Source organism: Microvirga sp. RSM25, assembly GCF_044784385.1.
GTDB classification, from domain to species: Bacteria; Pseudomonadota; Alphaproteobacteria; order Rhizobiales; family Beijerinckiaceae; genus Microvirga; species Microvirga tunisiensis.
In genome coordinates this window covers 1-13,882 of sequence record NZ_CP173040.1, presented here as the reverse complement: position 1 = coordinate 13,882, position 13,882 = coordinate 1, and the positions used below count along the sequence as shown (strand labels likewise).

The following is a 13,882-nucleotide window of genomic DNA, read 5'->3' as shown; positions in this document are numbered from 1 at the left end:
GGATGTCGGACCCCGAAACCCTACCCGAGTTCCGCTGTCCGTCGCCTCATAGGATCTTTTTTCTGCGGCAGATGAGCTGCGCGCTCGACATAGACATAGCGCGGCCGCTTCCAGCGATAACCCGCCTCGTGCAGCCGCCGCCGCAGCGTCTGGGGGCTGACCGCGAGGCCCTTCGCGGCTAGGTCGTGCGCCACCAGCGGCACCGTCCAGCTCGTGGCCTGGTAGCCGCAGCGGCGCGGGTCGCGCGCCAGGGCCGCCGCCAGTCGCTGCGGCGTCAGCGGGCGATGCAGGCGAGGCCGCCCGCTGCGCGGCCGGTCGAGGAGCGCGCTGGCCTCAGGCTCGGCCCGGTACTGCATCAACCATCGGTGCACGCTGGAGCGATTGACCCGGCAGCGGCGAGCCGCCTCGGCCATGGAATGGCCCTCGGCCACCAGCAGCAGCGCCTCGAGGCGGCGATACACACGAGCCTCACGGGCGCCAGCAAGCGCTGCGGCAAGCCGCTTGCGATCCGCCTCGTCGAGCCACGTCTCGGGAGAGTGATCATGTCGTTGCATGCTCCCCAGGAAACACCCGCAGTGCTCGCGTTGCAAGACTTATGATGACCTACTTAGCGGGGTAGAAATGATCTTCGGACACAACGAGACGGATGAGGCACTAGATCAGAAGCGCCACGAGGTGAATGAGCGCTTGGCTCACGAAACCCGAATTGGCTGGCCCATTCTGGTTGCCACTGTCGCTCTCATTATCGTTGGCGCAGTAATCGTTGCTTACCTCTTTCTCAACACAGGGGGTAATCGCTGGCAGCGCCCCTTCACTGGCGAGCTCACCAGCACCTTGTCTGAGCTCGACTTTGGCCATTTATGCTGGATAGCAGAGCGCTGCTGTCATTCGTTTCAGAACATCGATTTGGGATTTTGTCATGTTGGCGGGCCGGCGTGACGCATTGGAAACTGCGGCGGCCCAGAGCGAGCGTCGGACGGCTGCCAGAGCATCGCTGAAGGTGATCGTGTGCTTGTTGTACCAAGCGGCACACCGCGGGCGAGCCAAGCGCCGAATGGCGGGATCATCGGTCCAGAGGCTGACCAGCGAGAACAGCCCCAGCAGGGCTGGTGTCGTGCGGGCGATCGCCTTGTCCGACCATTGGCGCTGCGTCTCCATCCCCAGGTGTCTGCGAACCTCGGCAAAGGTCACCTCGGTGCTCCAGCGCCGCACAAACCAGCGCACAATCTCAAGAGGATCGGCCTCGAGGTCCGTGCACAGAAACGCCTGAGGCTTGAGCAAGCCGGCCACGTCGCGCACCAGAACATAGCGGATCGGCACGTGCTTGCCGGGATGGTGCCAGATCGCCGTGCCGGAGACGAACTCGATCAGGCGTTCGTCACCGCCGTACCAACCGTCGACCCAGACACGCCGCCATGCCGTTTTGGGATTGGCCAGGCGTTCAGCCAGGCTCGGAAGACGCTGCCCGACAATGCGGGGGCGCCCTCGGGTTCCGGGCCGACGGCGCGGAGCCGGCGTGAACAGGCGCGCATCCAGACGCAGGCGCGTGATCATGCACAGGCGATGCCGAACCGCATTCAACAGGTCAATTGGACTTGCATCGAAAAAGATACTGCTGGCGAACGGGGTGGAGCGATTGAGGCAGGCTCGGCGTTCAGGCTGTAGGGGGCTTGGGTTCAGACCTGGAGGGTTCTCATGTCGCTCCGCCCGACTTTGAGTGGGAATGTCCCAGCGTCAACCGCAACCGTTGCCCGTGCGGCCTTTCCCCGTGGCAATCCCTATCTGCGCTTGCGTGACCACCTCGGGACGATTTTTACCGACGCCCAGTTCGCACCCCTCTTCGCCCCTTGCGGGCAACCGGCGGAATGCCCGTGGCGGCTGGCGCTGGTGACCCTGCTCCAGTTCGCCGAGAACCTGCCCGACCGGCGCGCGGCCGATGCGGTCCGCGGTCGCATCGACTGGAAGTATCTGCTCGGCCTGGAGCTGACCGACCCTGGCTTCGACGCTTCGGTTCTGAGCGAGTTCCGCGGCCGTCTCGTGGCCGGCGGCGCGGAGGAGCATCTGCTCGACACGCTGTTGGCGCTGTGCCGTGACCTGAAGCTGCTCAGTGCCCGGGGCCGGCAGCGCACCGACTCGACCCATGTGCTCGGAACCGTCCGTTCCCTGAACCGTCTCGAATGCGTGACCGAAACCCTGCGCGCGGCCCTGAATGCCTTGGCGATAGCGGCCCCCGAGTGGCTGCGCGCTGAGGCGGATCCTGCTTGGCTGGAGCGATATGACCGGCGGGCTGGCGATCATGACGTGCCGCAAGGCGAGACGAAGCGGCGTGCTCATGCCGAGCAGATCGGCCGCGATGGTCATCAGTTGCTTGCGGCCATCATGGCTCCTGGCGCTCCGATATGGCTGCGTCAGATCCCGGCCGTTGAGTTGCTGCGGCAGGCCTGGCTCCAGAATTTCTCCATCATTGGCGATGTCCCGGCCGCCGGATCTAAGGCCACTCCCCTGGTGCGATGGCGGACCGAACAGGAGGGATTTCCACCCTCGCTGTTGATGCTCGCCTCGCCCTACGATCCGGAGGTGCACTACGCCAGGAAGCAGTCCACGATCTGGATCGGCTACAAGGTGCATCTGACCGAGACGTGCGATGAGGGCGGACCACACCTGATCACGCATGTGGAGACTACGCCGGCACCTGTCGTTGATCGCGACGCGCTCGAAGACATCCATGCAGCGCTCGAAGCCAAGGGCCTGCTGCCCGGTACTCATCTGGCCGATGCCGGTTATGTTGCGGCCGACCAGCTTGTCGCCAGCCGGAGGAAGGGTGTCGCGCTGTTAGGCCCGGCTCCCAAGGATGATCAATGGCAGGCCCGTTCAGGCGAGGGCTTCACGGTGCAGGACTTCCGCCTCGATTGGGAGCGGGAAGTGGCGACCTGCCCGGCCGGGCATCAGAGCAAGAGCTGGAGTCCCGACGACCATCAGGGACGGACCGCCTTCAAGGTTCGTTTCTCGACAACAGATTGTCGACCTTGTCCCCTGAAGACACAGTGTACCCGAAGCGGGCGGCGACTGCTCACGCTACGACCACGCGAGGAACACGAGACGCTGGAGGCGGCTCGCCAGCGCGAGGGGCAGCTTGCCTTCTCAAAAGAGTATCGACGGCGCGCTGGCATCGAGGGAACGATTTCGGCAGGCGTCCGGGTCATGCATCTGCGGCGCTCGCGCTATATCGGTCTCGCCAAAACGCACCTTCAACACGTGCTGACGGCAGCCGCCATGAACCTCATCCGACTCGGGGCTTGGTTTGCGGGCACGCCGCTCGCACGAACGCGGCAATCCGCCTTTACCAAGCTCATGATGGCTCCCATCCCAGCATGATGAATTCCTAAGAAACAACTACTGCGGTTGAGGCGGGCTCTGCCTTTTCCAGGACATAGCCGAGTGACTTGGCGCGGCGGCGGAGATTGCTCAGCACCCGCTGCCGGTAGCGTTCCTCGTAGTAGGACGCCCCGGGATCGGCATAGGTCATGCCGTGGCTCAGCGTGTTGTAGACCAGCACCGCGATCTTGCGCGCCGTCGCGGTGATCGCCTTGGCCTTGCCCACCCGCGCGGCGAGCCGCCGGTAGAAGGCGCCCAGCGCCGTCTGGGTGCGCCCGACCGCGCCCGCGGCCAGCCGCAACAGCGCCGCGACCCGGCTGCCGGAGCGGCGCGTGCGGCTCGACAGCACCTTGCCCCCGGAGATCTTGTTGTGCGGCGCGAGGCCGAGCCAGGAGGTGAAGTGCTGGGCGCTCGGCCAGGCCGCGAGATCCGTGCCGCACTCGCTGACCAGCTTGAGCGCCAGGTCGGGTCCAATCCCATCGATCTGGGTCAGGTCGACCCCGAGGATCGCATGCAGGGCCGCGCGCACCGGTACGGCCGGCTCATTGGCCTGCGGCTGCGCGCGACGGGGCAGCGGCAGCGCCGCCGCCGGAGGCGGGTTCTGGGCTTGCAGGCGCTCCAGTACGGCCGCAATGCGCTCGTCGCAGGCGGCCACCTTGGTCTGGTAGATCTCATACAGCTCCAGCGCCTGGGCCAGGGCGAAGACGTGCTCCTCCCGATCGTTGCCGACCAGCGCGGCGCGCAGAGTCGCAAGCGGGGTCTTGCAGCGCCCGTCGCGCAAGGCGGCCAGGCGGTCCGGATCGCGCTCGCCGGCGACAAGGGCCCGGATGATGCGCAGCCCCGTCTGGCCAGTGATGTCAGCCACCACGTGCTGGAGCTGCAGGTTCATCTGGATCAGCGCCTTCTGCATGGGCTGGATGTGGGCGGCGGCGGCTTCCAGGAGGCGCTCGCGCTGGCGCAGATAAGAGCGCAGCGTGGCGATCTCGCCTTGCGGGTGGAAGCTGGCCCGCAGAAGCCCGTACTCATGCAGACGCTGCAGCCACTGGGCGTCGCACACGTCCGTCTTGCGGCCCGGCACCTGCTTGACCTCGCGGGCATTGACCACCACCACGGCAAAGCCGCGCTGGGTGAGGATCTCGTAGAGCGGGATCCAGTAGACCCCGGTCGACTCCAGGGCCACCGTGGCGACCCTGCATTGCTCAAACCAGTCGGCGAGGCGCTGCAGGTCGCCCGTGAAGGTGCCGAAGGTGCGCACCGGCTCGGGATCACAGCGGAGCAAGACGGCCGCCACATGCATCCGGGCGCCGATATCAACGGCGGCCGCATGGGGGTGGACCGGGGCGAGATCCCGCTGCAGGCGGGATGGCGACTTGCGCGTCATGGCAGGCTCCTCCTCGAGACATCAACGGAGGGCGGGGCTGTGCGAGATCATCACATTCCTAACCGGGATCGCCTGGGCGTCACCACTCTCAAGTGCGCAGCAGCCCGTGGACCATGTTCGCCATCGGGGTTGGGACCACCACATTCACATCGGCCGCTCCCCTCCACGGTCGATCATAGGGCGCCCTGTTTCTCCCGCCACAGGCGGATTGAAAATCCGCGCCCGTTCGCCAGCAGTATCTTAAGCGAAGCAAGACCAGAGCAGGCATCGCGCGATCTCGCGGCTGGACCACTGGTTGCGGTTGAGCACGCGGTGATAGTTCGTGAAGCTGCGGGTGCGGGCGAGGCCGACAACGGTAAGCATGGCGGTGACGGTCCGACGCCCTGGGGTGAGAAGAGCCCCCATAACGAGCACGAGGGCATGGCGGAAGGTTGGTCCGGTCAGGCAGGACCGGAACGGAACCAGCCAAGTGGACAGGAGGTCAGGAACATGGGGCTGGACGGGCATGGCCACGATCTCCCACAATCAGGCCTGAGAGCCTGGGAGGTCGCCATGGCCGAAATGGGTCGGACCGAGATCCTGACGCGCTACCGTCATCTGCGCGCGATCAGCACCCACCATCACAACGAGGCCCTCCGCTTTGTGCCGGATTCGGCTCTGATGGAACAGGCGCGTCGCTTAGGCCTCACGGTCGGCAAGATGCTGGTGGCCGAGAGCCTGGACGAGGTGACGTTGGCGTACGACCTGGCCCTCTACACCGCGGCGCCGGGCCGCTCGCGCGGGATGGACCGCTATGTCCGCAACGCTGCCGCGACGCCCGGCTCGGATGAGGACGTGATGTTGCAGGCCCTGCTCCGGGCCCGCTTCTCGGTCTGGCGGATTGAGCGCCGGCATGAGACGGCCGGCTTGGTGGTGCTGGATCTCATGCGCCAGGAAGAGGCTTGGCTGGTTGACGAGCATCTGGAGCAGACGGCTCATCCTGGCACCTCGCTCGCGATGCGACTGAGCACACCGGAAGCTTTTGCGATGACGTGCGGGGTTGTTGTGCCTGTGGATGCGGAGATGATGGAGGAGGTGTTCGATACCATGCTGGAGCGCGTGCATGGCGATGCCGACGCGATTGCCAATGATCGCCGGTTTGCCACCGCGATCTACCGCATTGCCGTGATGGACGCACTCATGAGCCTGGTGAGATTTGCCGATCCGGACTGACCCGCAGATGGCCTATAGACCCACCAGAAATGGCCAAACTCGAGCTGAGGAGCGGCGGATAAATACCGAGGCCCGAGCTGTCTTGGAGGTGCCCAAGGCCGGGGAGAGTTTGCTCAGAACTGTTGCTTTCCCGACAGACGGCAGAGAGCGCAATCGCCTACACATGGATGCCGCTTCTTTTTGCTTCTACGGACCAGTAGTCTGAGCGCCCATTGAGGTGGAGCCGATCACTTTTTGGCAGCACCCAGGCTCGGCGCTCCCCCAAGTTCAAGGCGTGTGGCCGGACCGTCCAATTCAGGCACAACCCTCACTCGAAGCTCGTTGCTATGTGTACTATTGATCCGGCCCTCATTGTCTTGAACGAGCGACAGGCAACCCCACCTCGATTAGCATGAAGCACGTGGACATGCGTAAGCTGCCGGCAGCGGCTCCAGAGGAGCGGCGGCGTCAGGTGCTTGGGTTGCGCGAGCGGGGGCTGACCTACGGGGCGATTGCGGCGCAGGTCGGACTGTCACGGACCGGGGTATTTGATATCTGCAAGCGGTTTGCGGCCGAGGGCGCCAAGGGGCTGGTGAGCCAGCCGCGCGGGCGCAAGCCCAATGAGCAGCGGCTGCTCGATGTGGCCCAGGAGGCAGCGGTGCGGCGGCTGATCTGCCGGCATCCGCCGGACGAGTTGGGGCTGCCGTTTGCCTTGTGGAACCGGGCAGCAGTTTGCGAGGTGATCCGGCAGCGCTGCGGGGTCGCGCTGGCCATACGGACTGTGGGCAAATACTTGGCGCGCTGGGGCTTCACGGCACAGAAGCCGTTGCGGCGCGCTTACGAACAGAACCCGGCCGCAGTGCGGTGCTGGCTGCGGCGGGATTACCCGGCTATCGTGGCGGCGGCCCGTCGGGCGCACGGCACCATCTTCTGGGGTGACGAAACCGGTCTGCGCTCGGACGACGTGCGCGGCCGCGGCTACGCGCCGCGAGGCCGGACGCCGGTGGTCCGGGTCTGTCACCGGCGAGCCGGGCTGAGCCTGATCTCTGCCGTGAGCAACCGCGGCGCATTGCGCTGGATGGTTCTCGATGGGGCCGTGAACGCCGCGGCCTTGATCCGCTTCCTCCAGCGCCTTATCCGGGACGTCCGGCGCAAGGTGTTCTTAGTTCTGGACCGGCTGCAGGTGCACCGGGCCGGCCAGATCCGCGACTGGCTGGCCGCGCACAGGACCAAGATCGAGGTGTTCTACCTGCCCGCCTACAGTCCGGAGTTGAACCCAGACGAGGGGTTGAACGCTGACCTGAAGCAGGCTGTCACGCGCAAGCCCCCGGCCCGCAGCAAACACGACCTTAAGCGCAGCGTCATCAGCCACATGCGCCGGCTCTCCCAATCGCCTTCCCGCATCCGAAGCTACTTCCGCCACGAGCCCGTCCGCTACGCCGCATGAGCCAAGACAATGGAGGCCGGATCAATAATTCAAGAACAAGCTGCCGGAAGCACTCGGCCATTACACTATCGGTGACTACCGGGGGATTGCCCAAATGCGAGGAAAACCCGGCTTTGCCCCGATGCATTGCAGCGCTACTCCCCGCCACCTCGCGTACGCGTCGCACCAGCAGCTCCCGACGCTCGGGACTGCTTGTACTTATTGTGCTCGTGATGGCAACTGAGGGGCAAATAATGTTTGTCGCGTGCCCACCATTGATAGTACCGATGGTTACGACTACGGCATCGTTGCCCAGCATCTCGCGCAACACGACCTTTTGGACCTCGTTAATAAAGAGGTCCCGGTGCCGACTGTGGTGGACCCGGCCGTGTTTGAGTCCGCTCAGATGCAGTTGCAGGAGAACCGCCAGCGCAAGCGGGAAGCCCGGACAGGGCCGCGCTGGCTGCTGCAGGGGCTGACGAGTGTGCCGCCGCTGCGGCTATGCCTCTTATGGCAAGACAGCCCCGCAATCGAAGCGGGATCCTGCCAAAGGCGTGTACTGCTACTATCGCTGCATCGGAACAGACGGGCATCGGTTCGACGACCATGCGGTGTGTGACAATCCTCAGATCCGAGGCGATCATCTGGAGCAGGCGGTCTGGGACCGGGTGCGCGCGCTGCTGGAGGACCCCGATGGATGCCATGTGAATATCACCGGCGCTTGACGCAAACCCAAGACCACACAGGCAGTTGTTCCGACGTACTCCAGCTTAGGCGCCAAATCGCGCGTCTCCAGTGCGGGATCGGGCGCTTGATTGACAGCTACGCCGAGGGGATGATCGAACCTGGCGAGTTCCAGCCGCGCATCGCGGGCCTGAAGGAACTATGGCGGAAACTGGGTGATGACGGTGTGAGAAGGGCGGCGTATCGAGGCGGGTGTCGAGCCTGCCAGAACCTCTTCGAGAGAGCGATACGCCATGAACGAGACTACCAATGTTTTGCGCCTGCGTCAGCCCGATGCAATCGATGATCCCCTGACGGATATCTTGCGCGCTGGCGCCCGCCAGCTGCTGGCCCAGGCGACTGGGAATGAGGCTGAGGCCTTCCTGGCTCAGATGCGCGACCTGAAGCTGCCGGATGGCCGCGACCGTCTGGTCCGGCATGGCCATGGGCCGGAGCGAATGCTCCAGGCTGGCATCGGCCCGGTGGAGGTCAGCCGGGTCAAGATCCGCGATCGGGGCGCCACCGGCGAGGACCGTATCCGCTTTTCCTCCACCATCCTGCCGAAATGGGCGCGACGGTCGAAGAGCCTGGATGCGCTGCTGCCGATCCTCTATCTCCGCGGGCTCTCCACCGGCGACTTTCAGGAGGCTTTGGCAGCATTGCTGGGCAAGGACGCACCGAACCTCTCGCCTTCCGTGATCACCCGACTGACGGGAGAATGGCAGGCCGAATACGATCGCTGGCAGGCCCGGGACCTGTCAGCCCGTCGGTACGTCTATGTCTGGGCCGACGGCGTCTACCTTCAGGCCCGCATGGAGGATCAGGCTGAATGCATGCTGGTGCTGATCGGCGCCACCCCGGAAGGCAAGAAAGAGCTGGTCGGCTTCCAGACCGGCGTGCGCGAGAGTACGCAGAGCTGGAGAGAGCTTCTCGTCGAGATCAAGCGGCGGGGCCTGTCGATTCCGCCCCGGATCGCTGTCGGGGATGGAGCACTGGGCTTCTGGAAGGCGCTCGACGAGCTCTTTCCCGGGACGCACCATCAGAGGTGCTGGCTGCACAAGACTATCAACGTGCTCAACAAGGTGCCCAAATCGGTGCAGCCAGGCATGAAGGCCGACCTGCGGGAAATCTATCTCGCGCCAAGCCGCGCCTCAGCCGAGGTGGCGATCGCCGTCTTCGTCGAGAAATATGCGGCTCGCTATCCCAAAGCCGCCGAATGCCTGACGAAGGATCAGCGCGCTCTGCTCGCCTTTTACGACTTTCCCGCCGAGCATTGGCTTCATCTGCGAACAAGCAATCCGATTGAGAGCGTGTTCGCGACGGTCCGGCACCGCACCGTGCGCACCAAGGGCGCGCTGTCCTCAAAGACTGCACGCTTGATGGTCTTCAAGCTGGTGATGGCGGCCGCGAAAGGCTGGCGCCGGCTGATGGGCGAAAACCAGTTGCCGAAGGTGATCGCCGGTGTCAGATTCCAGGACGGCACCGAAGTCATCCCGATGCCGACAAACAGCGCCGCCTGATCGGCCCCGTCACCCAAAATCTAGCATAGGTCCTCGAGCCATCACCTTGAGGAGGCTCGGTTTGTCTGAACAGGGTTTTCGGACGGATAAGTGGAGGCTCTGCCGTGTTAAGCTGCCACGAGTTGCGGCAGCGGGGTAAAGTAGGCCTGATCGGGTGTCTGCCGGTCAAGGCTCGAATGAGGCCTCCGGCTGTTGTAAAAAGTCAGATATCGGCCGATTGAGGCGCGGGCCTCGGATACGCTGTCGTAGGCTTTCAGATAGACCTCCTCGTATTTGATGGACCGCCAGAGCCGCTCGACAAAGACGTTGTCGCGCCAGGCGCCCTTGCCATCCATGCTGATCGCGATCTCGTTCTTGAGCAGCACGCTGGTAAAGTCGTGGCTGGTGAACTGACTTCCTTGATCCGTGTTGAAGATCCCCGGCCGGCCATAGCGGGCCAGCGCTTCCTCCAGGGCCTCAATGCAAAACGCAGCCTCCAAGGTGATCGACAGCCGCCAGGCCAGAACCCGCCGGCTGAACCAGTCGACTACCGCCGCCAGATAAACGAAGCCGCGCGCCATGGGGATGTAGGTAATATCCATGGCCCAGACCTGATTGGAGCGGGTGATCGGCAGCTTGCGCAGCAGATAGGGATAGATCTGATGCCCGGACGCTGGCTTGGAGGTGTTGGGCTTGCGGTAGATCGCCTCCATGCCCATCCGCTTCATCAGCGTGGAAACATGCAGGCGTCCGACCGTAAAGCCCTCCGCGACCAGCAGATCGCGCAGCATCCGACTGCCCGCGAACGGATAGGCAAGATGCAGTTCGTCCATGCGCCGCATGAGGGCCAGATCAGTCGCCGAGACCGGCTGCGGCTGGTAATAGAGGCTGCCCCGGCTGATCCCGAGTTCCTCGGCTTGCCGGGTCAGCGGCAGGTCATGCGAGCGATCGATCATCGCTTTGCGCTCGGCCACGTTCCGACTTTGGCGAGCGCGTGTTCTAAAAAATCATTGGCCAGGGTCAGCTCGCCGATCTTGGCATGCAGCGTCTTCACGTCCACAGGTGGCGTCGCTGCCTTCTCGGCCCCGAACACGCCGACCGCTCCGTCGAGGAGCTGCGCCTTCCACTGGGTGATCTGGTTGGGATGGACATCGAACTCTGATGTTCGTTGTCAATGATGTCGGACGTGGGTGTGCGCTCCTCTGCAACGATCAGGGCATACAAGGATGAAGCAATTGCGCAGGGCCGGAGGCAGAGCCGCAAGACGACGGTTGAGCAGACTCTGATGCGCGGGTTGGTGACCGCATTTCCGTGTGTTCGTCCGGGGCTGCCTCGATCTGTTGACGGGCGTCAATGGTGTCCCATCGGCCACACAATTCGAACGAGGGTTCCCCACCGAGGCCCTGCCTCCGGTGCTGCGCAATCACAGATGTCAGGCGAACGTGATCCAGGTCTTTGTGAGATCTTGTCTTTGTGCACCTTTAGGCGGCCAAACGGGGTTGGATCTCGCGCCCGATCGCCCACAGGAACGCCGCCATCTCCCGCGCAATCGCGGTTACTACCACGGTCTGGCGCTTGCCGGCCGCCATCAGCCGGCGATAACGCGCGCACAGCCGCACCTGCGCCTTCCAGGCAATCGCCCGCACGATCGCTGGTAAGCCCTCCTGGCGCTCCTGCAGGAAACGGCTCATCCGGGCCGGAAAGCGATAGGTCCAAGCCCCCTCGATCAGCACCCGACGGACCCTTGTGTTACCGGCCTTGGTGATGCCGCCCCGCCGCACCCGCTCACCGGTCGAGCTCTCACACGGCACCAGGCCGAGAAAGGCCATCAGCTGCCGTGGGCTCTCGAAGCGGCGCACATCACCAATCTCTGCCACAAAGGTTACTGCAGTCAGAAGCGCTACCCCGCGCAGGGCCTGATAGGCCTCGACCACCGGCGCCATCGACCAGGTCGCGACTATCTCGGCGACTTGCTGGGTCAGCCGCTCCAACCGCGCCTCGGCATCCGCAATCGCCTGCCGGTATTCGCCCAAGACCAAGTACTGAGCCGGATGCTCGAAGACGAGCTCCGCAAGCCAGCGGGCATGCGCCCGGGTCCAAGGCTTGCGGCCGGAGAAGATCCGCCCATGGCGCAGGAGGAAGGATTGCAGGTACTGGCGCTTCTCGCGCAAATCCGCCATGGCCGCTTCGCGCGCCCGCACCGCCTCATGCCCCGGATCCGGCACCCAGATGGCGGTCAGCTCGCCGGCCCGGTGCAGCCGGGCCAGGGTCAAGGCATCGCGCCGGTTGGTCTTGACCCGTTCGCCCGGGCGTTTGGGGATCAGGGACGGGGCGATGACCGCACAATCGTATCCGAACGCGCTGATCTGGCGCTGCAGGCCATAGCCGGTCGGCCCCGCCTCATAGCAGAACAACAATTCGCTGTGTCGGCTCGCCAGCTTGTGGACCAGACGCCGCACCGCCTCGGGGGTATTGTCGATCTCGCCGAGAAAGCGGACTTCGCCCTGACGGCCGTCCTCGGCCACGGCGCCCGAGATCTTCAGTTTCGAGATGGGATATTCGGCCGGCTGCGGAGCCCTCCACTGGTTGATGGGGGCAGTGCGTCAGGCCAATGATACAACGAGAGCAGTTGAGAACGACTTCGGGTCTTAGTAGAGGAAGCGCAGCATGAAGCACTACGTGGGTCTGGATGTTTCGGTCAAGGAGACATCGGTGTGCATTGTCGATGAGACAGGGAGGATCTGTCGCGAGTTGAAGGCTCCCAGCCATCCGGAGGACCTTCTTCAGGTCCTACAAGATCCTGCCTGGCGGATGGAGCGGATCGGCCTTGAGGCGGGCCCGCTCTCCCAATGGCTCTTCGATGGGCTCGCCAGGGCAGGCTTGCCCGTCGTGTGTATCGAGACCCGGCACACCAAGGCCTTCCTCAAGGCCCAGGTCAACAAGACCGACCGGAATGATGCCCGCGGCATCGCCCAGATGATGCGGGTCAACCTGTTCCGACCGGTTCACGTCAAGACGCTGGCGAGCCAGAAGCGCCGTGCGCTGCTGACCGCCCGTAAGCTCCTGCAGGAAAAGGCCATTGCCATCGAGAATGATTTACGCGGTCTGCTCCGCAACTTTGGCCTCAAGGTCGGAGTTGTCGGTGCGCTCAAGTTCGAGGAGCGTATTCACGAACTGGTGGCTGGCCTGCCGGACCTGGCCGAGATCACCAAGCCGCTTCTGGATGCTCGCCGGACCCTGCGCGAGCACTTTGCCAGCCTGCATCGCAAGCTTCTGGAGATTGTGCGTGGCGACGAGGTCTGCCGCCGGCTCATGACCGTCCCTGGAGTAGGGCCTGTGGTCGCTCTGGCCTTCGTCGCCACCATCGACATCCCAGCCCGGTTTCGGAATTCCAAAGCGGTGGGGCCGGCTCTGGGCCTCACGCCCGTGCAGCATCAGTCCGGCGAAAGCAAGCGGGTTGGCAGGATTTCGCTGTGTGGTGATGGCATGATGCGAACGCTGCTGTTTGAAGCCGCTCAGACGCTGCTCACGCGAGTGACGAGATGGTCGTGGTTGAAAGCATGGGCGATGAACGTGGCCAAGCGGCGCGGAGCGAGAAAAGCAATCATTGCGCTGGCCCGGCGCCTGGCTGTCATCCTGCATCGCGTGTGGAGCGACGGAACCGAGTTCCGGTGGGCGAAGGCGGCATCGGCCGCCTGACACACGATCACGATTCAAGAAAGTCTCGGAACTTCGCCGGCTGGCGGAGCGGTCTCCCTCGCGGGACGACGAATGAAGTGAGTTCGCTGGATACCTGGTCTCCTTCGCAAGTTGCGAGAGAACGCTTTAGAGATTGTTCCACTTCATTCTTCTGATCCCATTATGGAAGGGCTTTGATGCCGATTCCGGAAAGAAGCGAGAGCCTGCAGGGGGCCACTGCACCGAACGCCGCGATGGATTTAAAGACGCTTGACTGGAACTAGCCGAATAAAGAAGGTATCCAGACCGACAAACACTTTGCTCTTCTGCTGCATGGCTCGTCCCCTGTGCGGGAGGCTCGGCGCCGGCCCATCCGGCGCAACCCTCGCTCGCCGCATAGTGTGGACGAGCCACCTCCGCTGGCAACGAACATACGGTCTGTTGCGCCAACTCGGCCAGGGTCTTCTCGCCTCTCAAAGCGACCAGGGCCACTTTGGCCTTGAAAGCCGGTGAGTGATTGCGGCGGGGTCTCTTGCTCATCGTTTCTCCTGTTCGGCAGCCATTCTGGCCGCTCTCAGGCAGAAACTCCACTTGTCCCGCTGTTCAAAT

Annotated in this window: 11 protein-coding genes and 1 pseudogene; 6 read left to right on the top strand and 6 right to left on the bottom strand. The window is 64.1% G+C overall.

All coding sequences use genetic code 11. From position 1 onward, the window contains the following. Positions 1 to 20 precede the first annotated feature (20 nt). Positions 21 to 554, bottom strand: a complete 534-nt coding sequence (locus tag ACD578_RS25955; RefSeq protein WP_404294727.1) for a helix-turn-helix domain-containing protein — start codon at positions 552 to 554, stop codon at positions 21 to 23. Positions 555 to 858: 304 nt separating this feature from the next. Beyond that, complete coding sequence (locus ACD578_RS25950) at positions 859 to 1,554, bottom strand: hypothetical protein (RefSeq protein WP_404294725.1); 696 nt, start codon at positions 1,552 to 1,554, stop codon at positions 859 to 861. 141 nt (positions 1,555 to 1,695) lie between these two features. Here ACD578_RS25950 and ACD578_RS25945 point away from each other — a divergent pair, with 141 nt between their 5' ends. Further along, positions 1,696 to 3,375 carry an IS1182 family transposase gene (locus ACD578_RS25945; protein ID WP_404294577.1) on the top strand — a complete coding sequence of 560 codons (1,680 nt, stop codon included), beginning with the start codon at positions 1,696 to 1,698 and terminating at the stop codon, positions 3,373 to 3,375. A 7-nt stretch (positions 3,376 to 3,382) separates the two neighbouring features. Here the strand turns inward: ACD578_RS25945 and ACD578_RS25940 are convergent, their stop codons facing one another. Both ACD578_RS25940 and ACD578_RS25935 read right to left on the bottom strand, forming a co-directional pair. Continuing rightward, positions 3,383 to 4,756, bottom strand: a complete 1,374-nt coding sequence (locus ACD578_RS25940; protein WP_404294723.1) for an IS110 family transposase — start codon at positions 4,754 to 4,756, stop codon at positions 3,383 to 3,385. Positions 4,757 to 4,996: 240 nt separating this feature from the next. Continuing rightward, entirely contained in the window at positions 4,997 to 5,263 is a 267-nt protein-coding gene (locus ACD578_RS25935; RefSeq protein ID WP_404294722.1) for a transposase, read from the bottom strand. Between the two features lie 45 nt (positions 5,264 to 5,308). Between ACD578_RS25935 and ACD578_RS25930 the strand changes: the two genes are divergently transcribed. The 4 genes from ACD578_RS25930 to ACD578_RS25915 all read left to right on the top strand — a co-directional run bounded on the left by ACD578_RS25930 (position 5,309) and on the right by ACD578_RS25915 (position 9,616). Continuing rightward, complete coding sequence (locus ACD578_RS25930) at positions 5,309 to 5,968, top strand: hypothetical protein (protein WP_404294720.1); 660 nt, start codon at positions 5,309 to 5,311, stop codon at positions 5,966 to 5,968. Positions 5,969 to 6,359: 391 nt separating this feature from the next. Continuing rightward, positions 6,360 to 7,394, top strand: coding sequence for an IS630 family transposase (locus ACD578_RS25925; RefSeq protein WP_404294719.1), 1,035 nt, complete (start codon positions 6,360 to 6,362; stop codon positions 7,392 to 7,394). 461 nt (positions 7,395 to 7,855) lie between these two features. Then, entirely contained in the window at positions 7,856 to 8,098 is a 243-nt protein-coding gene (locus tag ACD578_RS25920) for a zinc ribbon domain-containing protein (RefSeq protein ID WP_404294717.1), read from the top strand. Positions 8,099 to 8,350: 252 nt separating this feature from the next. Beyond that, positions 8,351 to 9,616, top strand: a complete 1,266-nt coding sequence (locus ACD578_RS25915; protein ID WP_404294716.1) for an IS256 family transposase — start codon at positions 8,351 to 8,353, stop codon at positions 9,614 to 9,616. A gap of 107 nt (positions 9,617 to 9,723) precedes the next feature. On the opposite strand, the pseudogene ACD578_RS25910 reads toward ACD578_RS25915, so the two are convergent. Together ACD578_RS25910 and ACD578_RS25905 are read right to left on the bottom strand one after the other, a co-directional pair. Beyond that, positions 9,724 to 10,754, bottom strand: a pseudogene (locus ACD578_RS25910) (IS3 family transposase); the annotation flags it as partial. 322 nt (positions 10,755 to 11,076) lie between these two features. Next, a complete protein-coding gene (locus tag ACD578_RS25905; protein WP_404295580.1) occupies positions 11,077 to 12,147 on the bottom strand; it encodes an IS110 family transposase in 1,071 nt (356 codons plus the stop codon). A 115-nt stretch (positions 12,148 to 12,262) separates the two neighbouring features. Here ACD578_RS25905 and ACD578_RS25900 point away from each other — a divergent pair, with 115 nt between their 5' ends. Next, a complete protein-coding gene (locus ACD578_RS25900; protein ID WP_404294519.1) occupies positions 12,263 to 13,294 on the top strand; it encodes an IS110 family transposase in 1,032 nt (343 codons plus the stop codon). Positions 13,295 to 13,882 lie beyond the last annotated feature (588 nt).